Source organism: Paeniglutamicibacter cryotolerans (assembly GCF_014190875.1).
Lineage (GTDB): Bacteria > Actinomycetota > Actinomycetes > Actinomycetales > Micrococcaceae > Paeniglutamicibacter > Paeniglutamicibacter cryotolerans.
Map to the genome: position 1 here is coordinate 1,099,163 of NZ_JACHVS010000001.1, position 25,947 is coordinate 1,125,109.

Below are 25,947 nucleotides of genomic sequence, written 5' to 3' on the forward strand. Positions count from 1 at the left end.
CGGCTCAGCGGATTCCGAACTCCCGGCGCAGCGCGCTCTTGGCTGCCAGGTGGCCGTTCATGCCGTGCACGGCGGGGCCCGGCGGGGTGGAGCTGGAGGCCAGGTAGATGCCCTTCGCCGGGGTCTTCCACGGGTCGGCCGACAGCACCGGGCGCCGCACCATGCCCAGCAGGTCGGTGGCCCCGCCGGAGATATCCCCGCCGACCAGATTCGGGTTCTGCGCCTGCAGCCCGGGCGCCGTGACCACCTCGGCATGCAGCACCGTATCGGCGAAGCCCGGCGCGACGGCCTCGATCTGGGCGGTCATGATCGCGCCCATGTCGCTCGGATCCGCATTGGGCACATGGCAGTAGGCCCAGAGCACGTGCTGTCCCGCCGGCGCGCGGGAGGGGTCGAACCGGCTGGGCTGGGACACTATCGCATAGGGTGCGCGGGAGATGGCGGTGCGCACGCGGCGTTCCTCGCGCCGCACCATGGACGCTGTTCCGCCCAGGTGGATGGTGCCCGCGTCGGCGAGTTCCGGTACGGACCACGGAACCGGGGCGTTGAGCACGTAGTGCACCACGCAGGAGCCCGGTGGCCGCCGGGTTGACCGCAGTGCCCGCGCATAGCGTTCGGGCAGCACGGGTGCGGCGATCTCGGCGAGCGCCTCGGGCGAGGTGTCGAACAGGACGACCCGTTCCCCGACCTCGGCCAGGTGGCGCACCTCGGTATCCAGCTCGATGCTGCCACCGGCCAGCACCAGCATTGCAGCCAGCGCGTTCGAGATGGCCTGGGACCCGCCGACGGGAATGGGCCAGCCGCCGGCATGCGCCGTGGCGCCCAGGAAGAGCCCGGCACCGGTGGACGCCGGGCCGCGACCGCCGCCTGCGGCATGGGCGCTGAGCCCGGCGAGCAGCGCCGCCGATGACTCGCCGGTGCCCGGCCCGGGGACCATCAGCGCAGCGGCACGCACCCCGAAGACGGCGAGCGCCGCCGGATGCCGCGGGATCCTGAGCAGCTCGTGCATCAGCGTGTCTGCGGTGGCGTCGATCCGTTCCACGATCGGCCCGAGCAGCCGGCGGTAGCCGGGCCCCTGGGCACCGAGCCCCGCTACCGTTCGGTCGAGCTCGCGCCAGGAAAGTGCCGCCCGGCCCCCGGGCAGCGAGTGCGCGAAAGAGAGTGCGGGCACCACGAAATCGACCCGCTCGCGCAGCCCGATCTCGGTGAAGTACGGGGAGGCCAGCGCCATCGGGTGCACGGCCGAACCCACGTCGTGGACGGCCCCGGGGTATCCGAGTTCCAGCGTCCGGGCGGCGCCTCCGACCTGGCTGTTTCGTTCGATCAGCCGCACCGAAAGTCCGGCGCGGGCCAGGGTCAGTGCAGCGGCCAGGCCGTTGGGGCCGGCTCCGATGACTGCCACATCAGCCATCGGCGCCCACGCTCCGGCGTTTGAGCGGCCAGGTGAACCTGTCCGCCGCGCCAGCGAAGGGGCCGGCCTGTGGATCGTCCTGCCCGACCCGGCGCACCGGGTCGAAATCGGGGTTCATGATCGAGTGTGCCACCCGGTACATCAGGTAGCCGGTGGCAATCATGTGGCCCAGCACGGCAAAGACGTAGAACGACGGAGGGAAGGTGTTCGAGGCCTGGATGTCCGCCGTTTCGGCGTACAGGTACATCCAGATCGCCCAGAAGTGCAGCACCTCAATCAGCTGCCACACCAGGAAGTCGCGCCAGCGCGGCCAGGCCAGCGCCGCCAGCGGCACCAGCCAGATGACGAATTGCGGGGAATAGACCTTGTTGAACAGGATGAAGGCGCCAACGATCAGGAAGAGCAGCGGCGCGAAGCGCGGACGCCGCGGCGCGACCAGGCCCAACACCAGCACGCCGACGCAGGAAAGGAAGAACAGGGTGAAGGCGAGCACGTTGATCATGGAGGCATCCAGCGATGGCATCCCGGGCACCACGGCGGCCGTGAGGTTCCAGGCGTGCCAGATCGAGGACAGCCCGGCACCGCGGTCCCCGGTGAAGGTCAGGAAGTAGCTCCACGAATCGAAGTTGGCGATCGCCGCGGGAAGGTTCACGCCAACCCAGGCCACGGCCGCCCCTGCGAGCGAGAGCCAGAGCGGGCGCAGCCGTCCGCTGCGGATCGCCAGCACGATGACGGCGCCGAAGAAGAGCACCGGGTAGAGCTTCATGGCGGTGCCCAGCCCGACCAGGACACCCGCCACGAACGGCATGTTGCGCGACCAGGCCAGCATGGCCAGGGCCAGGAACATCACCGCCCACATGTCCCAGTTGATCGTCGAGGCCAGGATGATCCCCGGCGCGAGCGCCACCATGGCGGCATCCCATGGCCGCCGACCGGCACTGCGCGCGGTGGCTATCACCACGACAAACCAGAGCAGCACGGCGAAGAACACGTTCAGGTCGTAGAACGCCAGCGTGCGGTCGTAGTTCCCCGCCGGTACCAGCGCAGCGGTCAAAGAGGCGACGACAGACATCAGGACCGGATATTCGAATTGCGCGCCGGCGGCAAAGGGGGCGAACGCGTTGTCGGCGAAACCGCGGGCGTGGAAGAGCGCTGCCCAGTCCGAATAGCAGGCCCACTGGTAGGAGTTCTCCCCGCCCCAGCCGTAGAGCCGGCACATGTTCTTGGAGAGCACCGCGAGGATCGCCGCGATGCCGGTCAGCAGGATCAGCACGCGCTCGATGCGCCAGAATCCGGGGGTCACCCGGCCCGGGTCGGTATGCCGGCCCAGCGGGCCGCCCACCACCTCGGTGAGCTGGCGCAGCAACGGGTCGTTGCGGGTCGGCACGGTGATGCGGACCGGTCCGCGGCGGGGCTCCGGGACGGCGGTGTTCTCTGGCATGTGTTTCAGCCTATCGGGCGGCACTGTCGGCGGGTGTCCGCGGCGAAACGACATGCCCCGCTCACCCGTTGTTCACCCACCGGTGGCCAGCACGTTGGAATCGCTGCGTAGCGTCCTTCTTGTGAGCACGAATGAAGCACCGCAGACCCTGGTGGTGATCCCCGCACGTGGAGGATCCAAGGGCGTCCCGCTGAAGAACCTGAGCAGGATCGGCGGGAGCACGCTCTTGGCCCGGGCCATCGGATCGGCGCTTGCCACCCCGTCAGTCAGCGACGTGGTGGTCAGCACGGATCATCCCGGGATCAAGGCCGAGGCCCTCGCCCACGGTGCCGCAGTGATCGACCGCCCGGCAGAGATTGCCGGTGATGCCGCTAGTAGCGAATCGGTCCTGCTGCATGCCCTGCACGTGAGCACCAGGCGGCCCGATCTCATCGTGCTGCTGCAGTGCACCTCGCCCTTCATCGATCCGGCCGGCCTCGAGGCGGCCATCGCCACCGTCACCGCGAAACGGGCCGACGTCTGCTTCGCCGTCGCACCGGACCACGGTTTCCATTGGGCGCCGGGTCCCGTCGGGGCCATCGCCCTGGGCCACGACGCGGCCCATCGACCGCGGCGCCAGGACCGCGCACCGCGCTTCCGCGAAACCGGGGCGTTCTATGTGATGGACGTGTCCGGGTTCCTGGAGCACCGGCACCGCTTCTTCGGCACCCTGGCGATGCACGAGGTCCCCGCCGCCACGGCGCTGGACATCGATGCGGAGGACGACCTGCTCCTGGCCCGGGCCCTCGCCGACATGGCCGCCGACCGGGCCCCGGGGCACCGGGCGCCGGCGCTCGAGGTCGACGCGCTGGTCACCGACTTCGACGGGGTCCATACCCACGACACGGCGCTGCTGGGCCAGGACGGCACCGAGTCGGTGTCCGTCTCGCGCTCCGACGGGATGGGCGTGGCCCGGCTGCGGGCCGCCGGGATCAGGCAGCTGATCCTGTCCACCGAAACCAATCCGGTGGTTGCTGCCCGCGGGGCGAAGCTGCGCATCCCGGTCCTGCAGGGCATCACCGACAAGGCCACCGCGCTGCGCGACTGGATGGCCGAGAGGGCCCTGGACCCGGCCCGCGTCGCCTACCTGGGCAATGACGTGAACGATATCGGCGCCATGGCGCTGGTCGGCTGGCCGCTGGCTGTCGCCGATGCCCGGCCCGAGGCGCGCGCAGCCGCCCGCCACGTGCTGGAGCGCAACGGCGGGGACGGCGCGGTGCGCGAAGCCGCCGAGCTGATCCTGTCCACCCGCGCCGCCCAGACCACCCAGACCACCCACCCGGACAGTACCCCGGAGGCGTTCGCCCCCGGACCCCTAGGAAGAGGAAACGCATCATGAGCATCACAGCCATCCCCGCCATCGCACCCGTCGCCATCGGCGATGCGGTCCTGGGCACCAACCGTTCCGTCTACGTCATCGGCGAGATCGGCATCAACCACAACGGAGACCTGCAAATCGCCAAGCAGCTGATCGACGTGGCAGCCGCCGCCGGCGCCAACGCGGTGAAGTTCCAGAAGCGCACCCCGGAGATCTCCACGCCGATGGACATGCGCTCCAAGATCCGCTCCACGCCTTGGGGCGAGATGACATACCTGGACTACCGCTACCGGGTCGAATTCGATGCCGCGCAGTACCGGGACCTGATCCGCTACGCGGCGAACCTGGGCCTGCACGCCTTCGCTTCCCCCTGGGACGTGCCCTCGGTTCACTTCATGGAGGAACAGGGCGTGGTGACGCACAAGGTCGCCTCGGCCTCGGTCACCGACCTGGAGCTGCTGCGTGCCCTGGCCGAAACACGCAAGCCGATCATCCTCTCCACCGGCATGTCCACGATCGAGCAGATCGATGCCGCGGTGGAGACTTTGGGCACCAACAACCTGGTGCTCATGCACGCCACCTCCACCTACCCGCTGCCTCCTGAGGAGGCCAACCTGCGCACCATCGAGACGTTGCGCGAACGCTACCGGGTGCCGGTGGGCTATTCCGGGCACGAGCGCGGCCTGCAGATCTCCCTTGCCGCCGTCGCGCTGGGCGCCGTCACCGTCGAACGCCACATCACCCTGGATAGGACCATGTGGGGCTCGGACCAGGCATCGTCGCTGGAGCCCAAGGGCTTCGAAGCGCTGATCCGGGATATCCGGATCCTGGAGACCGCCATGGGCGACGGGGTCAAGCGCGTCTTTCCGGGCGAGCTGGCCCCGCTCTCGCGGCTGCGCCGCGTCGACGCCTGAGCGGGAAGGACAACGCCATCACCATGGAGCACCCGGTCCGGATCAGCATCATCGTCCCCGCCCGGGACCAGGCCCCGTACATCTGCGATGCCCTGTCCTCCCTCACTGCGGCGGCCGATGACCGGTACGGCCTGGAGGTCCTGGTGGTGGATGACGGTTCAACTGACGGCACCGGGGAGCTGGCTGCCGCGTTCGCGCAGCGCCTCCCCGGGCTGCGGATCCTGCGCAACGAGGTGCCCACCGGCGTCTCCAACGCCCGCAATGCGGGCCTGGCAGCCGCCACCGGGGAGCTGATCGGGTTCCTCGACCCCGACGACTGGCTGGCCCCGGGCCAGCTGGCGCGGGCCGCCGATGAGCTGCTGGAACTGAACGTGGACTTCGTGCGGTTCGGCCACGTGCGGGTTGCCGGGTCCAAGCGCACGCTGCACCATCCGCCGCAGGCCCGCACCTCCACGGTGCTCGATCCACGCTCGGACATCGGCCCGATCGAGGCCGCCTCCATGGTCGACTACTGCTTCGTGTGGGCCGGGCTCTACAGGCGCACGGCGCTGGAAGCCATGGGCCCGTACTTCGAACCCGACACGCACACCGCCGAGGACCGGCTGTGGATCTGGAAGCTGCACCTGAGTGCCCGCTCCTACGCGGTGATCGATGCCCCGGGCATCTTCTACCGGCGCGGACTGCCCGGTTCGCTCACGCAGGTCCACGACGAGCGCCAACTGGACTTCGCCCCCGTATACGCCAAGCTCTTTGCGCTGCTGGCGTCCGACCCGGACGCCGGGGCACTATGGCCCAAGGCGGTGCGCCAGTTCCTGGCCATCGGCTGCCACCACCTGAACCGCCCGGGCCAGTCCGATGACCTTTGCACCTCCCTGCACCGGGTGCTGCGCACCTCGCTGGCCGGCCTGCCGAAGATCCGGCTGGTGGACGGCTTGGCGGCGCTGGACCCCCGGCGCCGGGCGCAGCTGCTGCCGCTGTGCCCCGCGGGGACGGCCGCTGGCCTGCACCAGTACCGGGAGCCGACGGCGCCGGCGCCCGCCCCCCGCCGGATGCCGGTGGTTCTCGGCGCGCCCGGTCCCTCCCCCGAACAGATCAGGACCCTTCCATGACCCGGCTGCTGGTTGCCTCCACGCTCTACCAGGTGGCCTCGCTGGCCGCGATGATCGATGCCGGCGCGTTCACCGACGACCGGGACCGGGTGCTGGTGCTCGCCAACGGCGCCGCCACCCCGGAGTTGAGCGGGCGGATCCAGGACGGTTGCGGCTTCGAGCTGTTGGCTTCGCGCTTCGAGAGGCATGTCGACCTCACCGACCTCCTGCTGCCCCGGCGCCCCGCGCACTTCGACCCGCGCACCGAGGATCTGCCGATGTGGCAGGGCCTGTTACGTTCACATTGGGCCCTGGGTACCGGCCCGGTCGACCTGGTGGTGGAATCCATCCAGGTCAACCCGGCCGTCGCGCTCTGCCGGATTTTCCACACGGCGGGCATCACCGTGCATTCGGACGGGCTGATGTCCTACGGGCCCACCCGCAACGAGCTGCCGCGGCAGCTCGCCCAGCGGCTCGACGCGTTGATCTACGTCGACCTGGTCCCGGGTCTGCTGCCTGCGCTGCTGCACGAACACGATCCGTTGCTTCGCGCCGTACCCGCCGGGTACCTGCGCGCCGTCTTCGAGCAGCTGGCAGCCGCCGACGATTCGCCGCTCCCCGGTCCGGGATCCCCGGACGGCGGTGGCGCGCTGGTGCTCGGCCAGTACCTGGCCGGACTGGGCCTGATCGACACCGGCCAGGAGGCCTCGCTGCATCGGGACATGCTCGCCGCCGCCGACCGCGGCATCACCGATGTCTATTTCAAGGCGCACCCCAGCGCCGGTCCCGGAGCAGCGACCCGGCTGGCTGCCGATGCCCGGGAGCTGGGCATCGCCCTGCACATCATCGATTCGCCGATGCTGGCCGAGGCGCTGCTGGTGAGGCTGCGTCCGGCGCTGGTGGTCAGCGCGTTCTCCACCGGCCTGGCCACCGCCGCCTACCTGTTCGGCATCCGGGTTGAAGCCGTCGGCACGGCGGGGCTGCTGCGGGAGCTCGCGCCGTACCAAAACAGCAACCGGATCCCGTTGACGCTCATCCATGCGCTCTTCGTCCAGGGAATCTGCGCACCGATCGCCACCGATCCGTCCCATCCGGGGCGGCTGCAGGAACTGGCCGATACCGTGGCCTACTGCATGCAGGCCCAGCGGCTGCCCGGGCTGCGCGGAACCGCAAGCGCCTTCCTGGCCCGGAATCCCCGGGACATCCCGGTGTATTTCAAGCGACGCCGGCTCACCGCGCTTGGACTGCCCGGGGCGCTGGAACCGGTGGTGCGGCTGCCGGTAGCCGCACCACCGGTACCGGTCGGGCAGCTCGCCACAGCGGGGCAGCTGGCGCGCGAGGCGCGGCGGGCGGCACGCTGCGCCCGCACCACCACGCTGCAGGCCCTGGCCGGTTCCCTGGACCGGGCCGCCTCGAAGATCCGCCCATAGTCCATGGCGGCCCGCATCCTCCCCGCCCCGACCGAGGTCACCCGGCCGCGCTTCGGCCGCGCCGAGGCCTGGGTCGAATCTCCGCTGCAGCTGCTGTCGGCCATCGAGGCCCACGGCGCCGGGCTGCTGGGCACCAGCACCCGGATCCACCCGCGCGGCGGGGGCACCGGGCTGGATGCGACGCTGCGCACGCTGATCTCCAGCGCGCCGGCGGGCATCGAATTCGCCCGGCATTCGCTGGCGCTCCCCTCCCCCGCAGTGCCCGAGATCGACCGCTGGGTCACCGGGGACGCGTACTCGGGCAAGTTCCAGCAGGCACTACTGGGCCGCTTGGCCGTGCGCGAGGTGGTGGTGATCGATGACGGACTGGTCACGCGGAGCCTGCTGCGCACCCTGTGCGCCAACGAACCCACCCCGCTGGTGCGCCAACGGTCCGCGGCCAACCCAGCCCGTTCGGCCCTGGGCCTTGCCGCCTGGTACCGGATGCGGGCGCTGGCCCGCACCGGACGGCTCCTGGTCTTCACGGCGCTTCCAGTGGAAGCCGGGCTCGAGGCCCGGTTCCGGGAGCTCGGCGGCCACCTGGAACGGCACCGCTTCGAATGGCTCGGAACCCAACCAGTGGCCGAACACTTCCACCAGCGCACGCTCGTCGTCGGTTCGGCGCTGGCAGCCGACGGGCTGATCGACCCCGGCCCGTACCTGCACTGGGTCAACGGGCTGTGCGCCGACGGACCGCTGGCCTACTTCCCGCACCGCCGGGAGCGGCCCGGTTTCCTGTCCGAGCTGGCCCGGAACCCGCTGATCACCCTACATGCGCACACCATCCCGGTAGAGATGCGCCTGCGCGGCCTGCGCACCGGGCAGACGGTGCGGGCGCTTCCATCCACCGTGTTGCCCTCGCTGCGGCTGCTGCTGCGCCCGAACGGGGTCCGCGTCGAGGGACGCGCGGTGCCGGACCACTGGTGGACCGATGAAGCGGCCCCGGGACTGCGCGAACACTTGAGCACATCACTTCAGGAAGAGGGACCATGAACACCACCCGCCCCGTGATCACAGCCGTCGCCGACAGCGACTCCTACCTGAAACTGGCCTGCGCCACCCTGGAAAAACTGGGCCCGGGCTGGGACCGCAAGGTTCTGCTGGTGCGCAGCCCGCTGCTGCCCACCACCGAGCAGCTGGGTGCCGCCACACTGGGCACCTTCATGGAGGGCATCAACCCGAGGATCCTGCCCATGGGCGCCCTGCCGCAGGCATTGCGGGGCTCAGGAGTCGTCTTCGCCGCCGCCACCGGTCCGATAGTGCAGGAGCTCTTTGCCCGGATCACCGCCGCCGCACCCGACGGAATCCGACGCAGCGCCCTAGTCTCGGCGCTGCCCGGAGTCGCCCTGCCGGCCACCAAGAAGGCGATGCGCTTCCGCTCCCTGGCCGATGCCTTCATCACCCACAGCCATGCCGAGGCCGAGGCCTTCTCCGGACTATGTGCCGAGCTGGGAACGGCGGCCCCCGAACGGATCCTGGTCGCCAAGCTCCCGTTCCTGCATTCACGCGGCTTTCCGGCACCGGACCCGGCACCCGTCACCCGGCTGGTTTTCGCCGCGCAGGCCAAGGTCCCGTCGGCGAAGGCGGAACGCGAGCAGCTGCTGCTGGCACTGGACCGCGCCTCGCGGCTGAACCCGCAGGTGGAGGTGCTGGTCAAGGTACGTGCCTGGCCGGGCGAACCGCAGACCCACCTCGAGCCGTTCCCCTACGACGAACTGCACGACGAGCTGTTGCGCAGCGGTCGGCTCGCATCGTCCCGGGTGCGCTTCCGGGCCGGGTCGATGGCAGCGCTGTTGACCCCGGGCACGGCGCTGGCCACCGTCTCCTCCACCGCGGCGCTGGAATCGCTGGACCGGGGCCTGCGCACGCTGATCCTGTCCGACTTCGGCGTCAACCAGCGGCTGCTCAACGCGGTATTCGAGGGCAGCGGACTGCTGGGAACCCTCGACGACGCGGCGGCCATGGATTTCGGCCGGCCGGGGACCGCCTGGCTGCGGGAAAACTACTTCCATGCCGCCGACGTCGAGCCGGAGGCCGCGCTGCGCTCGCTTGCCCTGCGGGCCGCCGGTTCCGGATTCCGGATCGCCCCGGAGCGGATCGCCCTGGCCGCCGGCATCTCCCGCAAGGCAAAGGTCCGCACAGCGCTGCCGCGGCCCGCACTGCGTGCGGTGCGCCGGTTGCGGCGGATGCTGCAGGGAATTTAGGGGTCCGCCGGCCCCTTTACTTGCACTCCGGCAGGCCCGATGCGCGGGCGGCGTCCCCGACCCGTTGGAGCATGTCGCCCAGGGCGAGGGCCTCTTCCCGGCTGAGCACGTCAAAGAGCGTGGAGCGGACGAATCGCACGTGGTCGGGAGCGGCGGCGTCGATCATTTCCCGGCCCTGCTCCGTGAGGACCAGGTCGGCCCCGCGCCCGTCGCCCTCGATGGCACGGCGTCGGAGCAGCCCCTTGGCCTCCATCCGGCGCACCAGATGCGAGATACGGCTGCGTTCCCACCCCAGCTCCCGCGCCAGTTCCCCGGCGCGCAGGGCGCCACAGGTGTCTTGTGAAAGTGCGGCGAGCACCGAGTACTCTCCCGTGGACAAACTTGAATCACGCATCAATTGCCGGTCGAGCGCCGCGGGAAACTGCCATAGCAGCTGCCTGAAATGCAGCCAGGTCTCGCGTTCTTCGGAGTTCAGCCATTGCACAGCCTCGTTAGTGTCGCTCATCACGCTTCCCTCAATGTTGTTGACACGTCAATCATTACCGTCCATGCTTGAAGCAACAAGTATTTAGTTCGCCGCCCGAAACGGCCGGTGCCACCCAGTGAATAGGATTCAGCACATGACCAAGATTGCCATCGTCACCGGTTCCACCCGTCCGGGCCGCAACAATCTGGGCGTTGCCCAGTGGGTCCTGGACCAGGCCAACCTGCGCGGCGACGCCGACTACGAACTGGTCGACATCGCGGACTTCAACCTGCCGGTGCTCGACGAGGCCTACCCGGCCGGCTACCAGAACTACCAGAACGACCACACCAAGGCCTTTGGCGCCAAGCTGGCCGAGTTCGACGGCTTCATCTTCATCACCCCGGAATACAACCACTCAGTGGCCCCAGCCCTGGCCAACGCCCTGTCCTACGTGAACGTCGAATTGGCCAACAAGGCAGCGGGCATCGTCGGCTACGGTTCGGCCTTCGGCGCACGCGCCGTCGAGCACCTGCGCGGGATCCTCTCCGAACTGCAGGTGGCCCACGTGCAAAAGACCGGCATGTTCTCCCTGTTCACCGACTTCGAGAATTTTTCCGCCTTCAAGCCCACCGAATTCGGCGTGGCTTCGATGGCTCCGATGTTCGACCAGCTGGTTCCCTGGACCGTCGCCATGAAATCGGTCCGCGAAGCCGCCCTGGTTTCCGCCTAGCAGGTGAACATCGCGGGATCCGTTCCCGCGGCAATCGCCGTGCACAACAGTGGCTCCGTTCAACCACTGATGCGCATGGCGATTGCCGCTTAATCGGGCCGTCCTAGAACAGCCCGACGGCACGCCCCTGCGCATCGACGTCCATGCGCATTGCGGCCGGAACCTTGGGCAGGCCCGGCATGGTCATCACCGATCCGGTCAGCGCCACGATGAATCCGGCGCCGGTCTTCGGGATCAGGTCGCGCACGTGCAGCGTGAAGCCCTCCGGGGCGCCGAGCAGGCTCGCATCGTCGGAGAACGAATACTGGGTCTTGGCCATGCAGACTGGCATCGCATCCCAGCCATTGGCATGGATCCGCTCCAACGCCCGGCGCGCCTCGGCCGAATACTCGACCCCGGCGCCACCGTAGATCTCGCGGACGATCGTCGAGATCTTTTCCTCCACGGACAGCTCCAGCTCGTACAGCGGGCTGAATTCCTGCGGCTTCTGGATCGCCGCAAGGACCTTCTGCGCCAGTTCGGCACCGCCGGCGGCGCCACGGCCCCAAACCTCGGCCACCGCCGCCTCGACTCCCCGCTCTCGGCACCACTGAATCACCACATCGAGCTCGGCCTCGGTATCGGTGTGGAACCGGTTGACCGCCACCACGGGGGTGACCCCGAACTTCCCGATGTTTGTCACGTGCCGCTCCAGGTTGCACAATCCGGCCCGCACCGCGTCTACGTTCTCGGCGCCGAGCGCGTCCTTGGCCACCCCGCCATGCATCTTCAGGGCCCGCACGGTGGCCACCACGACGGCTGCCGACGGTTCGAACCCGGCGAAGCGGGCCTTGATGTCCATGAACTTCTCGGCACCGAGGTCGGCTCCGAAGCCGGCCTCCGTGACCACGACATCGGCCAGTGCCCGGGCGGTGTTCGTCGCGATGACGGAGTTGCAGCCGTGGGCGATGTTGGCGAAGGGTCCGCCATGGATCAGCGCGGGCGTCCCGGCCATGGTCTGGACGAGGTTGGGCTTCAGCGCATCCTTGAGCAGCATGGTCATCGCGCCCTGCGCGTTCAGGTCGGCAACGGTGACCGGCTTCCGGTCGAAGGTATAGCCGACGGTAATGGCCGCAAGGCGCTCACGCAGGTCATCGATGCCCGTGGCGAGGCAGAAGACGGCCATCACCTCGGAGGCGACGGTGATGTCGAACCCGGCCTCGCGCGGCATGCCCTCGGTGGGGCCGCCGAGCCCGATGACGATCTGGCGCAGCGCGCGGTCGTTCACGTCGAGCACGCGCCTGAAGGTGATCCGGCGCGGGTCGATGCCCAATTCGTTTCCGCGGTGCAGGTGGTTGTCGACCAGGGCCATGAGCAGGTTGTTGGCGCTGGTAATGGCATGGAAGTCGCCGGTGAAGTGCATGTTGATGTCTTCCATCGGCAGCACCTGCGAGTACCCGCCGCCGGTGGCCCCGCCCTTCATCCCGAAGATCGGCCCCAGCGAGGGTTCGCGCAGCGCAATCATGGTCCGGGTTCCGGTAGCGGACAGGGCGTCGCCCAGTCCGACGGTGACAGTCGATTTACCCTCACCGGCGGGCGTCGGTGACATCGCACTGACCAGCACGACCCTTCCCCGGGCGGTTCCGGTGCGCTCGTGCAGCAGACCCGTGTCGATCTTCGCCTTGTAACGGCCGTACAGCTCCAGCGCCTCCTCTGGGATTCCAGCCCGCTGCGCAATATCCTGGATCGGTTCCAGGTTTGCCCGCGAGGCAATCCCCAGGTCACTCATGTCCATTTCAGACAACGCCGTCATCGATTTGCCTACTTTCTTCCGGCCCTGGGCCGCTCACGAGCTTTGGATCCCGCTGGAACCTCTGTGACTTCAAGTTACCAGCAGGCGGCCCGGGGAGGCAGCGGAGAGTCTCCTTTTAAGCGGCAAAGCCCGCCGGGGAAGCCGGCGGGCTTTGCGGTGCGGAATCCTGCGGTTTTCATCTCTACCTCACCGGTGGTTGTGATGGCCAGGGCCTGACGGATGCTGATATCTGTCATTAGCGCAGGCGGACAACCATTTCGATGGGCAGTTTCCTCTCATCGGCGATGCGGTGCGAGGGGTTGTATTCGGTGGCCAGCCACTTGGGCAGGCGCGGTTTGCGGCTTTCGGACTTCATGCGATTCACCTCCCTCCCTTCAGGTCATGGGTGCGGGTGGGATTCCGGGGTACCCTGGCGGCTGGGCGCGCGCGCAGGACCTCGGGTCCGGTGAAGATGAATTCAGCCGTGGGAAATCGGCTGGTCGCGATCTTTTTGATCGGGTTCGGCATGGCGGGTGTTCCTCTGGATTGGCCTCGACGTGAAACGGAGGCCTCGGGAACGGGTATGCGTCCTGGGGCGAGAAAAATCCCTAGCAGGAAGCCGTTCCGGAGGCGGAGGTGATGGCACGGGTTCGGTAACCGGTGCTGCCGGAGACTGCACGCAGTCCCATCAGGGCAATTGAATTCATCATCATTTCCACCTCCTTTTCGGAAGAACGTGCCGAGTGGGTCGGCGCCAATAGAATCCGCGGATTCCGAAGTCTCATTGAGACTTCTCAATCACAAGTATCAGGCTATACGCGCAGGGCCCCCACGACAACGGGCTTCCTTAAAAGATTCCGTTTTTTTCCACGAGTTCGGCGTGTCCAACGCAACACGCCGAACTAAAGTCCCCAGGCTTCGACGGCGGGGGTATCCCGATCCCATCCGAGGCGGCAGACCTCCGCGGTTCCCAACAGGAAGTGCCGCCCCATGCCGGGTTCCATCCCCAACCAGCGTGCGGCGAGGATGCGGCTGAAATGTCCGTGGGAGAACACGATGGCATTCCCGCCCGCATCCAGTTGCGTGCACACGCGGTCGACGAGCGCATCGGCCCGCGCAGACACCTGCGCCAGGGTCTCCCCGTTGGGCACGCCCTGGTCCCAGATCAGGTATCCCGGACGATCCCGGCGGATCTGCGCCGATTCGACGCCCTCGTAGTCGCCGTAGTCCCATTCCCGTGCCAGCGGCGTTCTTTCGGCGGCATCGAAACCCGCCAGTGCGGCAGTCTCCACGGCCCGCAGCAGCGGGCTGGTGAGCACCAGCCCGAATCCGATCCCGGCGAGCTGGGCCGCCCGCAGGACGTCCCCCGCCCGGTCGGCTTGCAGACGCCCCTCCTGCGTCAGCTCAAGGTCCGTCAGCCCCGTGTAGCGGCCGCTGCGAGACCATTCGGTTTCGCCGTGGCGCACCACCCAAAGCCGCGGATGTTCCTGGGTCATGGCGCTTCCACTCCCCTGACGGGCTCCGGCGCGGATTCGGGCTGCTCGGACCACCAGGCAAAGAGCTCGCGCTCGGCGGTATCCCGATCCATCGGTCCGTTGTCCATGCGCAGTTCCAGCAGGTACCGGTAGGCGCGGCCGACCACCGGTCCGGGCTTGATGCCCAGCAGCTCCATGATCACAGCGCCGTCGAGGTCCGGGCGCACCGACTCCAGTTCCTCCTTGGCCATCAGCTCCTCGATCCGCTGCTCCAAGTCGTCGTAGGCGAAGGCCAGCCGTTCGGCCTTCTTGCGGTTCCTGGTGGTCACGTCCGAACGGGTCAACCGGTGCAGCCGCGGCAGCAGTTCCCCGGCATCGGTGACGTAACGGCGCACCGCCGAATCGCTCCAACCGGCCTCGCCGTAGCCGTAGAACCGCATGTGCAGTTCTACCAGCCGGGCAACGGCCTTAATGCTGTCGTTGTCGAAGCGCAGTGCGCGCATCCGGGCTTTGACCAGTTTCGAGCCGACCACGTCGTGGTGGCGGAAGCTGACCGCGCCGGTGGGTTCGAAGCGTCGGGTCGCGGGCTTGCCCACGTCGTGCATCAACGCGGCAAAACGCAGCACGAAGTCAGGTCCGGGGACCGCACCGTCGGGGCCCGTTTCATGCCCCGCTGCCTGTTCAAGTACCTGCAACGAGTGCTGGTAGACGTCCTTGTGCCGGTGGTGCTCGTCGACCTCCAGCTTCAGCGCCGCTACCTCGGGCAGCACCAGCTCGGCGAGGCCGGTGTCCACCAGCAGGTCGATGCCGGTTCGAGGGTCGGCGCCGTTGATCAATTTGACGAGTTCGTCACGGACCCGCTCGGCGGAGATGATCGAGATGCGTTCGGCCATGTCGGTCATGGCCGTCCGTACTTCGTCGGCGACCGTGATGCCCAGCTGCGAGGCGAAGCGTGCGGCACGCATCATGCGCAACGGGTCATCGGAGAAGGAGAGCGAGGGCGGGCCCGGGGTGCGCACGATGCGCGCCTCGAGGTCGATGGCCCCGTTGTAGGGGTCGACGAGCTCGAGTGACGGCAAGCGCAGGGCCATCGCGTTCATGGTGAAGTCACGCCGGTAGAGGTCGTCGGTGAGCGAGGTTCCGAAGGCCACCAGGGGCTTGCGCGAATCGGGGTCATAGGATTCGGCGCGGTAGGTAGTCACCTCGATGGTGTCCTTGCCCTTGCGCAAGGCGATGGTGCCGAAGGCGCGCCCCACCTCCCAGGTGGCGTCGGCCCAGCCGGCCACCACGGCCAGCGTCTGGTCCGGCGTGGCGTCGGTGGTGAAATCGAGGTCCGGAGACACCCTCCCGAGGAAGAGGTCGCGGACGGGACCGCCCACGAGGGACAGCTCGTGACCGGCATCGAGGAACAGGCGGCCAAGGTCCATGACCACGGATGGCAGAAGGGCCTGAAGTGAGGAGGAGTGCGGAAGCTGCAGCATAGTTCTTTAAGCGTGCCAGATATTTTCCCGGAAGCCATGCCGGGTCGTGTTTCCCGAGCACCCCGGCGACAAATTGCCCGGGAAACACGACCCGGGGCGCGCGAGCTGCGCGCCCAAGGCAACTACGGGCGCTAAAAGGTAGATAAAGTGGACTCCATGGCTCATCCAGTTCCCAGCGCCCCGAAGCGCACGCCGTTGACTGCGTCAATGGCCCATGCGCAGGCGCAGGTGAGTCCGGGGCATCACACCCTTCCCACGGTGGAGGAGGTTTCGGCAGGCGGAGTGGTCATCGACATCACCGATCCGGCGCTTCCGGTGGCCATCATCGCCCGCTATAACCGCGGTGGCCGGCTTGAATGGTGCCTGCCCAAGGGCCATCCCGAGGGCCTTGAATCCAATGAGGAAGCCGCGGTCCGTGAGATCGAGGAGGAGACCGGCATTGCCGGGCACGTCCTCGCCCCGCTGGGCAGCGTCGACTACTGGTTCACCGTCTCCAGCTACCGGGTGCACAAGACTGTCCACCACTACCTCCTGCGGGCCACCGGCGGGAACCTGACCATTGAAAACGATCCCGACCACGAAGCAGTGGACGTGGCCTGGGTCCCCATTGCAGAACTAGGTAAGCGATTGTCCTTCCCGAACGAACGCCGGATTGCCGAATTGGCCCGCGAAGTTCTCCCGCACCATGTCCCAGGCTTCTAGCACCCGCAACGGCCCGTCCGGCGCCGCACCCGCCACCGGAAAGAAGGGCGGCAACTCCAAGGCCTACGCCCTCATGGCCTCCGGGACCATGGTCTCGCGCGGGTTGGGCTTCCTCCGTACGGCCCTGCTGACCTATGCCATCGGCGCCCTGACGCTGGCCGACATCTTCGAGAAGGCGAACGTCATCCCGACGATCATCTTCATGTTGCTGGCCGGCGGCATCTTCAACGTCGTGCTGGTCCCGCAGCTGATCAAGGTCAGCAAGCGGGCAGACCGCGGCTCCGACTACACCAGCCGGCTAATCACCCTCACCGTGGTGGTGATGGGTGCCGCCACCATTTTGCTGACGCTGCTGGCCGGGCCGATCATCAAGATCCTGACCCTGAACTGGTCGGATGCGGAACTGGCCCTGGGCACCACGTTCACCTACTGGTGCATGCCGCAGGTCTTCTTCTACGGCGTCTACGCGGTGGTCGGGCAGGTGCTCAACGCCCACGGACGCTTTGGCGCCTACATGTGGGCGCCCGTCGCGAACAACGTGGTCCAGCTGGCCGTCATCGGCACCTTCATCGGGCTCTTCGGAGCCTACGACGGTGCCAACCGGCAGGTGGAGGACTGGACATCCCAACAGACGGTGCTGCTGGCCGGAGGTTCGACGCTGGGCATCGCCATCCAAGCACTCGTCCTGTTCTGGCCGCTGGCACGCACCGGGCTGGGTATCCGGCCGAAGTTTGGCTGGCGCGGCATGGGTCTGCGCCACGTGGGCAAGTTGGCCGCCTGGACGCTGTCGGCCATGGCGATCGGCAATATCTCCTCGCTGATGTTCTCCCGCCTGGTCTCCGGGGCGACGGCCGTCCGTGCCGAGATGAGCCTCGTCGCTGGTGCATCGGTCCAGGGCGAGGTCCAGCTGAACATCACCCAGCTGATCACCGTGCTCCCGCACTCGATCTTCGCGCTGTCGCTGGCAACGGTGCTCTTCAACGAGTTCACCAAGGCCTTCCACGATAACCGCCACCAGGAGATCGCCCCGTTGCTCTCCCGCGGCCTGCGCAGCACGGCAGTGCCCGTGGTCTTCGCTTCCATCGCCTTCATCGTGCTCGCTGGGCCGCTGGGCCGAATCTTCGCCAGCTCGGCCAGCACGGCAAACCAGACGGGTGCGGCGATCGGCCAGCTGCTGGTGCTCACGGCGCTCGGCCTGCCGTTCAAGAGCATCTCGTTCTTCCTGATGCGCGTCTTCTACGCCGAGGAGGACACGCGCACCCCGATGATCATCCAGTCGGTGGTGGCGGTCCTCGGCGTGGCGACCGCCTACCTGTTGGCGCTGGTCGTGCCGATGACGAAGATCGCCATCGTGATCGCGCTGCTGTTCGGACTCATGAACATCCTCTCCGCCGTAATCGCCCACGTGCTCGTCGTGCGCCGCTACGGCGACTACGGCACCGGTGAAGTTGCCGACGCGTATATCAGGATCGGTTGGATGTCGGCGCTCTCCGGCGTCGTCGGCGCCGTGGTCCTGGCTCTGATGGGCGGCTACAACTACGGCTTCGCGTGGGATTCCATCGGGCACGCGGTCCTGAGCATCGCCATCTCCGGCAGCTGCATGCTGGTGGTGTTCCTGGTGCTGTTGCGCACCGCCAGGTCTCCGGAGCTCGAGGAATTCCTGGGGCCGCTGGCCCGAAGGATCCCCTCGCTGCGCCGCCACTGACCCGCCCGCACCGGGACCTCGGATAACCCACCCTGTGTGAAGCGTCGCGATTTCCCGAGGAATACAGCCCGCACCGGTAGCATGGGACTGGGCGTCCAAGAGGACGCCGCGCATCGCCGAGCAATCACGGGAGTCAATCGTGTCGCAACCCATCGACGCAGGATCCGTACTAGGCGGACGGTACCAAGTCACTGAACTGATACTGACCTCCGCCGACGGGGACCTCGTCCTGGACGGGATCGATCAGGTCCTCAACCGCCCGGTCAGCATCCTGCTTGGTTCGGCCGAGAACTCCAGCCAGCTGACCGCCAGCGCCCGTGAGATAGCCAACGGCGCTCGCTTCGCTGCCATGCAGGTCCTGGACCTCGGAATCTCCGGGGGCCGCTCCTACTTGGTCACCAACCTGGCCGATGCCGCAGACCTGCTCGACTTGGTCATCCAGACCGATGCCCCCTATGTCGAGCCTTTCTTCACCGACACCCTGGGTTCCGAGATCTTCGGCGTTTCCCGCTCCACCGAGCCGCAGACATACGCCGACGACGAGGAATACTACGAGGATCTGGACGCTCAGGAAGAGGGCCGCCCGGCCATGCTGGGCCGTCTCCCGGAGTTCAATCTGAACGACCAGATCACCGGTTTGAAGGGACGTTTCGCCCGAGGCCGAAGCTCCGCCGGCACGCCGGTGGCAGATGATTCATATGATTCCCACACCGCGCCCTCGGAACTCCTCCGGCAGGAAACCGAGGAAACCGGTGAAAACAACGCGGTGTTCCCACCCGCGCCCGCTGCCCTGCCCAAGGTCCAGCGGATCCCTGCTACCCCGCCGACCCCGGTCGGCGAACCCGTCGTGACCTCGACTGCCGCCCTTGCCTCCGCAGCACGGTCCCGCGGGGCTGGAATCGGTCCCGACGGCCAACGCAACGCCACAACCTTCCCCGCCGCCGCACGCGATTACGCTGAGGCCGAAGAGCCCTACGTGGACTATGAGGAAGAGGAAGCCGGCGAGGGCCGCAACAAGACCATGCGCCTGCTCGTCGGAGCCGTGCTGTGCATCGTTCTGGTGGTCGCCGTCGTGTTTGCCTTCAACGCGCTTGGCCCCAAGGCCCCGGGCCCGGTGGCCAACAGCAGTCCCGTCGGCACCACCGAAGGGTCCTCGCCCGGCGGCTCGACCGCTCCTGTGACTACCGCCAAACCCGTGATCAACGGTGTCACCCGTCTGGTTCCCGGCAATCAGGGGCTGAACGCCGACACCGACGGAACCCTGTCCCGGCTGATCGACGGAAACCCGGCCAGCATCTACAGGTCATACTCCTTCTCCACCCCGAAGTTCGGCGGACTTGCCTCGAACATGGTTCTGGTCGCGGAACTCAAGAAGCCGTCCGATGTCAGCAAGATCGAGCTGGTCGGGCTCAACGGTTCGGGCGGCGCCTTCGAGATCCGTGTCGGCAAGACGGACAGCCTGGCCGATTCCAGCGAGGTGAGCTCCGGTTCCTTCACCGGCCCCACCGTCACGGTTCCGGTCCCCTCCGGGGACAACGGCGGCACCGGGGTCCAGTACGTCTTCGTAAACGTCACCGAGCTGCCGAAGCTGGCATCGGGGGGCAACAACTCGCGCCCCTACGGCCTGCAGATCGGCGAGATCAAGGTCTCCTAGACCACCTTCGGGAATAGCGCGTCACTATGGATCGTTATGCCCGACAGAACAACAATCCCATCGTGGTGGCGTTTAGGCGCCGCGACGCCAACGAAAGGTTCGCTCCGCGTGGCCATTGAATCAAACGACGTGCGTGACGTCATCATCATCGGTTCCGGTCCTGCCGGCTACACCTCGGCCATCTACACGGCTCGGGCAAACTTGGCGCCGCTGGTCATCGCCGGTTCGGTGACAGCTGGCGGCGAACTGATGAACACCACCGATGTGGAAAACTTCCCCGGGTTCCCCGAAGGAATCATGGGCCCAGACCTCATGGAAAACATGCGCGCCCAAGCTGAGCGCTTCGGCGCCGAGATCCTCTACGAGGATGTCACTTCGGTGGACCTGTCCACCGAGATCAAGACGGTGACGCTGGGCGGCGGAGAGGTCCACAAGGCACGTTCCATCATCCTTTCCACCGGATCCGCATACCGCGAGTTGGGACTGCCCGACGAGAAACGGTTGTCCGGCCACGGCGTGAGCTGGTGTGCAACCTGCGACGGATTCTTCTTCCGTGACCAGGAAATCGCCGTCGTCGGCGGTGGCGATTCGGCCATGGAAGAGGCACTCTTCCTGACCAAGTTCGCCAGCAAGGTCACCGTGGTGCACCGCCGCGACACCCTGCGCGCCTCGAAGATCATGGCTGACCGCGCTCTGGCCAACGAGAAGATCGAGTTCGTCTGGAACTCCGAGGTCGTTGCCGTCCGCGGCGAGTCTAAGGTCACCGGCCTGGGCCTGCGCAACCTAGTCGACGGAACCGAACAGGAACTCGCCGTCACCGGAGTATTCGTCGCCATCGGCAACGATCCGCGTACCGAGCTGGTCAAGGACCAGCTAACGCTGACGGTCGAAGGTACCATTGCCGTTGATGCTCGAAGCTCCAAGACGAGCCTTCCGGGCGTCTTCGCCGCAGGCGATGTCATCGACCCCACCTACCGCCAGGCGATTACCGCCGCCGGTTCCGGTTGTGCCGCAGCCCTTGACGTCGAGCACTTCCTTGCAGGTCTGCCTGCGCTGACCGAGCCGGCAGCGGAACACGCCAGCATCTAGTAATTCGTTTCCCCGGGTCCTCCGGGGATCACCCCCACCAGAAAGGGGCCGGACATGAGCCAGGCCAAAGACGTAACCGACGCAACCTTCCAGAGCGAAGTCCTCGAGGCCACCAAGCCGGTCATCGTCGATTTCTGGGCCGAGTGGTGCGGCCCGTGCCGCATGTTGTCCCCGATCCTCGATCAGATTGCCGCGGAGCACGCGGACAAGGTTGACGTCGTCAAGGTCAACGTCGACGACAACCCGGGCATCTCTGCCAAGTATGGCATCACAAGCATCCCTGCCGTCTACGTCTTCAAGGACGGCGAGCACGTAGCTACCTCGATCGGTGCCAAGCCCAAGCCTGCCTTGGAAAAGGAATTCGCCGCATACCTCTAACCCGAGGAGCTGAAAATGGGTCTTCCCGTCCGATGCCGGACGGGAAGACCCATTTTTTCTGCCTACCTGGGCTCGCGGAAGCGCTTCATGCCCGCAGGACTGCGCTCACTCAATACGATCACCTATTAAACTATTATCGTTTGTTTTTATACTTTTTAGAATAAATACAGGTCCTGCGTCGGCATTTATGGTCCCTCCTGCGTACATCCGCTTGCGCGCCCTGCCGCTTTCCCGAAGTGCTCCGTGCTAGCTGGGCCCCGGTCCTAAATCCAAATTTTCGCCGGATTTCCGATCACGCTTTTGCCATTCCAATCGCTGCCCGGGTTCTCCTTGCACCGCTCCTCAGCGGCGAGTTTCTCAGTTGAGAGCAGCTACCCTCATAGCTCGGATATCAAAAGTCTCGCCGAGGTCCGGAATTTTCAGCTCTGCTCCCTCATCCATCATGAACGCTCTAGAGCCTTGTTTCACGTGAAACACCCAGGGCTGTCCAGAGCAGACCCGCCCAGCTCCCCGCAGCTTCTGACACCCAGTGTCATCTCCCTTCTTCGCTGGCCACTCCCCCCTTCCCCGCCGTCATCTTCTCTTTTTTCCGAACCCCTCTTCTAGAATCCGCTCGCACCCTTCCTCACCGCGGCAGCAAACTGTCTGTCTCTTCGTTTTCCACCGACACACACTGCCTGCTCCCCCGATGCTACTTCCCGACAAGCAGCGTCTGCTTCGAGCAAATCAGGTGCTGGGCGCCCTCAACCAGCGCTTGCGAAAGCCCCCTAGTGCGTCGGTCCGAAGCTCTACCTGGCATCCTGACTGGCCTCTTTCATCAGGTAGAACTAGCCCGATCGTCCGACGTTTCCAATGCCCGTCCTAGTTCTCAGCCAAGATACACCGGGCAGGTTTGTTGTTCATATCCACCGTGGTTTGCACCTCCATCCCCGGAAACCATCGTGTCTCGACCACGCATTCGCTCGGTGCAACGGGTGCCCCGTTGTCCACTTGATGATTGTTGCCCGACGGACCACCTAACGCAGGTGCGGATCGGTCGGATGATGGTTACCCAAGGTGAAACAACGACAGATCCTGCTCGACTGCTCACAATGACTCGGATCCTCCGTTGCGTTGAACACGAAGTAGCGCAGCACGGTGAACCGGGCTTCAATCCGGTGCCGGTGCGAGCCCTAGAAGGGAACATAGGCGAGTCCGACATGGATCGCTGCCACCCAGTCACCGATTCACGCATCCGCCTCCGTGGATCGGTGCGGTCGTCGTGGTCCAAGACCACCGCTATGGATTCGGTGAGCGGATGCAGCGAACGCAGGTAACGGGCGCCGACCAAGACATCTCGCGCTGTTGGGTCTTGACGTGTCCGTAAAGCCTGTCGATGGAAGAGGTCATTGTCGACGAGCATGTCCCTGACCCCGTACGGGCCCTGGTAGGAGGTCCGCAGGCCTCGTCGGCAAGGGGCTGTTGGTCCCCCGGGGGCAGTCTCTGCCGAGGCCCAATGGTCTTCGGGGTCGGCCTGCACGCCCAGGAGCCCGAACTCGCCCATGCAGATCATTACCAACGGCTCCCGGATACCTGCTTCCCCTCAAAGATTACCTAGAGCGACATGAGGTTCATCCTCCGGGTCGTTGCTGGCCTTCCAGGTTTTGATGGACTTAGAATTTGATGGACTTAAAAGGAGACACCTTCCTTGCGAAGCACTAAGCACAGCCCTTCAGGGGAAGGGTGCCTGGCCATCCCCTGGTCCACCAGATAATCGGTCAGTTTCTACAGGCTCCAGGTGGCGAACGGCAAACCATCATTGTCGGGGCGTCCCAGCGCCATCTAACGGATCAGGCCTCATCGTTCGGAGCTGCCTCTCGGTGGGCGGTCACCGGTGCACCAAGGATGCCGGGAGTAGAACCCATCGTGATTGGCTTTGTGCAGCACGTAGCGGACCGGCATCAGGGCTGGTGAACATGACCTGGGATCATTGCCCGTCCCGACCCTAAGCCGAGCGCAGAGCACCATCGTGGCCCTGCGCCAGATCACCGTCAAGTCCGAACTCCGATGGGCGATCTGTATCAGCCGGCCGTCTTCGTTACCCTGAATTTCCCGAACCTGAACGCGCCATGGACTCGAAATTGCGTCTAAACCTGTGCGGATTTCCGCATCGATCAGACTGCCTCCAAACCACCGTGCATGCACCGGGGCTCCTTCCCGAGTACTCACCGGGACCGAGCGAACCTTGCAGTTCTCGGTTGAATATCTGCTCGTGTGGGAGTCAGGAATATTGCGCATGGGGACCATCGCAGGAAAACGTGCATATTCTCCGTGAGAGCCACCCCCGGCGTTACCGGGAGCCACTTAGCCGGCGGGGTTGTTGGCGCCGCCACGACGTGAGCAGGTCCAGTCTGGACTGGTCGCCCCTGCAGGCTGCCGGGCACTGCCAACCACGGAGAGTGCATAGCGGACACCACCGGCGATAGCGGAGCAGCTGTCTGGCAGGGGCCCTGCGGCGAAGCCCCTCCGTAGGCGGCGCGTACCCAGGGAACAACATTGCAGCCCGCACTCCGTGTTCTGCACGAGGAGTCCGCAGGTGGACCGGCACCGGCGTCCACACCGAGGTGGACATGGGCCGGGACGTCAACCACCGCATCCGGATCTGAGTCGGAAGGTGCACATGACGCGAGAAGTTCAGCGCCATTCAGAAATGGAATGACCCTTTGGAGGCCGGTGGCTCCCACTCGGTGAGGTACTAGCTGCCAACGGCAATATCAGTGGCTCCCAACCGCAATAATGGGTGGTCCCCGAAGCGTCGAATACTTACGGTACTAGCTGTCGCTGGCTTCTGTCCGGATTTTCGGGTTTCTCTGTCACTATCGAGATGTCAGCATTCTTCCTGTTTCATTTTTCAAAGACAATTCGCCCACACCCTTCAGACCTAGAAAGCTGCATGCCATCGTGGACACTTGAGCGTAGCGTCCAGCGAGATATCATCCGCCACGATGAGCTCAGTTGTGCGCTCCACTCGGCACCCCTCCCGAGGACCACCGACAGAAGAGAAGGGACCGATTGCAGTCGCCAAAGGTCACGGAAGTGAATGCACCGTCCCCTCCCCCGTCTTTTGAGTAGCCCTTTACCGGACTTCCCGAGGAAGGATAGGGGTTGCTAGCCTGTCATCCCGGCATGATCTCCTCCCCCTGTTAATCCATGGTCCGGTGGGAGTGCTGTCACCGGGGACCCGATAGGTACCAGGGATATCGCTCATAGAGGCCGGACCAGGACAAACACCATCATCCAAGGTCGGCCGTAACGTGGATGCCAAGCCGTGGAGCCACAGAGGCAAGCCAGCACCGTTTCATCCGATACCGCCCCACCGGGGCGATCCAACGAATGAGGCGCATAGAGATCAACGGTCATGAAACCATCGACGTGTTCATCGGTGTCGATGTCGGCAAGACCAACCACCACGCCGTCGCCCTGGACCGGCCCGGCAAGAAGCTGCTGGGGCAAGGCCCTGCCCCAAGACGAGGCCAAGCTCCGGGCCATCATCCGGTCCCTGGCCAAGCACGGGACACTCCTCTTCGTGGTGGACCAGTCCGCGACCATCGGCGCGCTGCCGGTCGTCATCGCCCACGCCGCAGGCATCCAGGTCGCCTGCCTGCCCGGACTGGCCATGCGCCGGATCGCGGACCGGCACCCAGTGGAGGCCAAAGCGATCCGAAAGACGTGTTCATCATCGCCAACGGGGCACGCACCCTGCCCCACACACTGCGCACCATCGAGGTCCCGCAGGAACAAATCGCCGAACTGTCGATGCGCTGAGTTTTCGATGAGGCCCTGGCCAAGCAGGGAACCGCGACCTCCAACCGGATCCGCGGGCTACTCACCCAGATCCACCCCGCCCTGGAACAAGTCATCGGCAAGCACCTGCACCACTTGGCAATGGCCGAACTCCTCGTCAAATACCCGACCCCCGCAGCGCTGCGCCGGGCCGGCGAAGCCCGCAGCGGACCCTGCTATCCAAGCACCACGCGCCGGAAGCCGCTGGGCGCAGGAGATCACCGCTGCCCTGGCCGCCCAGACCGTGGTCGTTTCCGGCACACAGGGCACCGGTATTGTCCTGCCCGAGCTAGCCCGTACCCTGGCCCAGACCCGGGCGGCCCGGGATGCAGTTCTAGTGCGGGTGGAGGAACTGGTCAAGGACCATCCGCTGCACGTGATGTTGTCCTCCCGGCCCGGGGTCGGGCTCCGCACCGAGGCGCGGATCCTCACCGAGATCGTCGGCAAGGACTTCGACACCCCCGGCCATCTGGCCTCCTACGCGGGGCTGATACCAGTGACATGGCGGTCCGCGACCTCGATCCCTGGAGATCATTCCTCGCGCAAGGGCAACAAGATCCTCAAACGCGCCCTTTTCCTTTCAGCGTTCGCGTCCCTGAACTGCGAGGACCCCACGTCCCGGGCCTACTACGACCGCAAGCGGGCCGAAGGCAAGAAGCATAACCAGGCGCTCATCGCGTTGGCCCGCCGGCGCTGCAATGAACTGTGCGCGATGCTGCGCGACGGAACCATCTACGGGGCACCGGAGGCTCTCGCCGCCTAATATCTCAAACCGCAAGCAGGCCCATAG

Annotated in this window: 18 protein-coding genes and 1 pseudogene; 13 read left to right on the top strand and 6 right to left on the bottom strand. The window is 66.2% G+C overall.

Features of this window, described 5'->3' with window-relative positions:
- Positions 1 to 4: 4 nt before the first annotated feature.
- Positions 5 to 1,411, bottom strand: a complete 1,407-nt coding sequence (locus E9229_RS05270) for a phytoene desaturase family protein (RefSeq protein ID WP_183510222.1) — start codon at positions 1,409 to 1,411, stop codon at positions 5 to 7.
- Positions 1,404 to 2,852 carry a glycosyltransferase family 87 protein gene (locus E9229_RS05275; RefSeq protein ID WP_183510223.1) on the bottom strand — a complete coding sequence of 483 codons (1,449 nt, stop codon included), beginning with the start codon at positions 2,850 to 2,852 and terminating at the stop codon, positions 1,404 to 1,406. The genes E9229_RS05270 and E9229_RS05275 overlap by 8 nt, the downstream gene beginning before the upstream one ends.
- Before the next feature lie 121 nt (positions 2,853 to 2,973).
- Between E9229_RS05275 and E9229_RS05280 the strand changes: the two genes are divergently transcribed.
- From E9229_RS05280 to E9229_RS05305, 6 genes are read left to right on the top strand one after another with little or no spacing between them, the layout of a single operon-like run.
- Positions 2,974 to 4,230, top strand: coding sequence for an acylneuraminate cytidylyltransferase (locus tag E9229_RS05280; RefSeq protein ID WP_312855605.1), 1,257 nt, complete (start codon positions 2,974 to 2,976; stop codon positions 4,228 to 4,230).
- Positions 4,227 to 5,123 (top strand): N-acetylneuraminate synthase family protein, encoded by an 897-nt coding sequence (locus E9229_RS05285; protein WP_183510226.1) that lies wholly within the window; start codon positions 4,227 to 4,229, stop codon positions 5,121 to 5,123. The genes E9229_RS05280 and E9229_RS05285 overlap by 4 nt, the downstream gene beginning before the upstream one ends.
- 23 nt (positions 5,124 to 5,146) lie before the next feature.
- Positions 5,147 to 6,232, top strand: coding sequence for a glycosyltransferase family 2 protein (locus E9229_RS05290; RefSeq protein ID WP_183510227.1), 1,086 nt, complete (start codon positions 5,147 to 5,149; stop codon positions 6,230 to 6,232).
- Complete coding sequence (locus E9229_RS05295) at positions 6,229 to 7,641, top strand: polysialyltransferase family glycosyltransferase (protein WP_183510228.1); 1,413 nt, start codon at positions 6,229 to 6,231, stop codon at positions 7,639 to 7,641. The genes E9229_RS05290 and E9229_RS05295 overlap by 4 nt, the downstream gene beginning before the upstream one ends.
- A 3-nt stretch (positions 7,642 to 7,644) precedes the next feature.
- The gene (locus tag E9229_RS05300) at positions 7,645 to 8,673 is read left to right on the top strand and encodes a hypothetical protein (protein WP_183510229.1); all 1,029 of its coding nucleotides are present in this window, start codon (positions 7,645 to 7,647) and stop codon (positions 8,671 to 8,673) included.
- Positions 8,670 to 9,884, top strand: coding sequence for a DUF6716 putative glycosyltransferase (locus E9229_RS05305; protein ID WP_183510230.1), 1,215 nt, complete (start codon positions 8,670 to 8,672; stop codon positions 9,882 to 9,884). The genes E9229_RS05300 and E9229_RS05305 overlap by 4 nt, the downstream gene beginning before the upstream one ends.
- 16 nt (positions 9,885 to 9,900) lie before the next feature.
- Here the strand turns inward: E9229_RS05305 and E9229_RS05310 are convergent, their stop codons facing one another.
- On the bottom strand, positions 9,901 to 10,389 hold the full coding sequence (locus tag E9229_RS05310; protein WP_183510232.1) for a MarR family winged helix-turn-helix transcriptional regulator: 489 nt from the start codon (positions 10,387 to 10,389) through the stop codon (positions 9,901 to 9,903).
- Between the two features lie 115 nt (positions 10,390 to 10,504).
- Between E9229_RS05310 and E9229_RS05315 the strand changes: the two genes are divergently transcribed.
- Positions 10,505 to 11,080: an NADPH-dependent FMN reductase gene (locus tag E9229_RS05315; protein WP_183510233.1), complete on the top strand. Its 576-nt coding sequence runs from the start codon at positions 10,505 to 10,507 to the stop codon at positions 11,078 to 11,080.
- A gap of 103 nt (positions 11,081 to 11,183) precedes the next feature.
- Here the strand turns inward: E9229_RS05315 and E9229_RS05320 are convergent, their stop codons facing one another.
- The 3 genes from E9229_RS05320 to E9229_RS05330 form a co-directional block, all read right to left on the bottom strand.
- Entirely contained in the window at positions 11,184 to 12,872 is a 1,689-nt protein-coding gene (locus E9229_RS05320; protein ID WP_407671325.1) for a formate--tetrahydrofolate ligase, read from the bottom strand.
- Between the two features lie 881 nt (positions 12,873 to 13,753).
- Positions 13,754 to 14,347, bottom strand: a complete 594-nt coding sequence (locus E9229_RS05325) for a histidine phosphatase family protein (protein WP_183510234.1) — start codon at positions 14,345 to 14,347, stop codon at positions 13,754 to 13,756.
- Positions 14,344 to 15,807: a CCA tRNA nucleotidyltransferase gene (locus E9229_RS05330; protein ID WP_183510235.1), complete on the bottom strand. Its 1,464-nt coding sequence runs from the start codon at positions 15,805 to 15,807 to the stop codon at positions 14,344 to 14,346. The genes E9229_RS05325 and E9229_RS05330 overlap by 4 nt, the downstream gene beginning before the upstream one ends.
- 156 nt (positions 15,808 to 15,963) lie before the next feature.
- Here E9229_RS05330 and E9229_RS05335 point away from each other — a divergent pair, with 156 nt between their 5' ends.
- From E9229_RS05335 to E9229_RS05360, 6 genes and pseudogenes are all read left to right on the top strand, one after another.
- Positions 15,964 to 16,509: an NUDIX hydrolase gene (locus E9229_RS05335; protein ID WP_183510237.1), complete on the top strand. Its 546-nt coding sequence runs from the start codon at positions 15,964 to 15,966 to the stop codon at positions 16,507 to 16,509.
- On the top strand, positions 16,493 to 18,214 hold the full coding sequence (gene murJ, locus E9229_RS05340; RefSeq protein ID WP_246380366.1) for a murein biosynthesis integral membrane protein MurJ: 1,722 nt from the start codon (positions 16,493 to 16,495) through the stop codon (positions 18,212 to 18,214). The genes E9229_RS05335 and murJ overlap by 17 nt, the downstream gene beginning before the upstream one ends.
- 139 nt (positions 18,215 to 18,353) lie before the next feature.
- Positions 18,354 to 19,868: an ABC transporter substrate-binding protein gene (locus tag E9229_RS05345; RefSeq protein WP_183510238.1), complete on the top strand. Its 1,515-nt coding sequence runs from the start codon at positions 18,354 to 18,356 to the stop codon at positions 19,866 to 19,868.
- A 108-nt stretch (positions 19,869 to 19,976) separates the two neighbouring features.
- Entirely contained in the window at positions 19,977 to 20,957 is a 981-nt protein-coding gene (trxB, locus tag E9229_RS05350) for a thioredoxin-disulfide reductase (RefSeq protein WP_312855606.1), read from the top strand.
- A gap of 54 nt (positions 20,958 to 21,011) precedes the next feature.
- Positions 21,012 to 21,335 (top strand): thioredoxin, encoded by a 324-nt coding sequence (gene trxA / locus E9229_RS05355; RefSeq protein ID WP_183510240.1) that lies wholly within the window; start codon positions 21,012 to 21,014, stop codon positions 21,333 to 21,335.
- A gap of 3,372 nt (positions 21,336 to 24,707) precedes the next feature.
- Positions 24,708 to 25,920: pseudogene (locus tag E9229_RS05360) on the top strand (IS110 family RNA-guided transposase).
- Positions 25,921 to 25,947: the final 27 nt, after the last annotated feature.

Coding starts and splice junctions, on each gene's coding strand:
- E9229_RS05270 (WP_183510222.1), bottom strand. CDS start 1,411: ATGGCTGATGTGGCAGTCATCGGAGCCGGCCCCAACGGCCTGGCCGCT.
- E9229_RS05275 (WP_183510223.1), bottom strand. CDS start 2,852: ATGCCAGAGAACACCGCCGTCCCGGAGCCCCGCCGCGGACCGGTCCGC.
- E9229_RS05285 (WP_183510226.1), top strand. CDS start 4,227: ATGAGCATCACAGCCATCCCCGCCATCGCACCCGTCGCCATCGGCGAT.
- E9229_RS05290 (WP_183510227.1), top strand. CDS start 5,147: ATGGAGCACCCGGTCCGGATCAGCATCATCGTCCCCGCCCGGGACCAG.
- E9229_RS05295 (WP_183510228.1), top strand. CDS start 6,229: ATGACCCGGCTGCTGGTTGCCTCCACGCTCTACCAGGTGGCCTCGCTG.
- E9229_RS05300 (WP_183510229.1), top strand. CDS start 7,645: ATGGCGGCCCGCATCCTCCCCGCCCCGACCGAGGTCACCCGGCCGCGC.
- E9229_RS05305 (WP_183510230.1), top strand. CDS start 8,670: ATGAACACCACCCGCCCCGTGATCACAGCCGTCGCCGACAGCGACTCC.
- E9229_RS05310 (WP_183510232.1), bottom strand. CDS start 10,389: ATGAGCGACACTAACGAGGCTGTGCAATGGCTGAACTCCGAAGAACGC.
- E9229_RS05315 (WP_183510233.1), top strand. CDS start 10,505: ATGACCAAGATTGCCATCGTCACCGGTTCCACCCGTCCGGGCCGCAAC.
- E9229_RS05320 (WP_407671325.1), bottom strand. CDS start 12,872: ATGACGGCGTTGTCTGAAATGGACATGAGTGACCTGGGGATTGCCTCG.
- E9229_RS05325 (WP_183510234.1), bottom strand. CDS start 14,347: ATGACCCAGGAACATCCGCGGCTTTGGGTGGTGCGCCACGGCGAAACC.
- E9229_RS05330 (WP_183510235.1), bottom strand. CDS start 15,807: ATGCTGCAGCTTCCGCACTCCTCCTCACTTCAGGCCCTTCTGCCATCC.
- E9229_RS05335 (WP_183510237.1), top strand. CDS start 15,964: ATGGCTCATCCAGTTCCCAGCGCCCCGAAGCGCACGCCGTTGACTGCG.
- murJ (WP_246380366.1), top strand. CDS start 16,493: ATGTCCCAGGCTTCTAGCACCCGCAACGGCCCGTCCGGCGCCGCACCC.
- trxA (WP_183510240.1), top strand. CDS start 21,012: ATGAGCCAGGCCAAAGACGTAACCGACGCAACCTTCCAGAGCGAAGTC.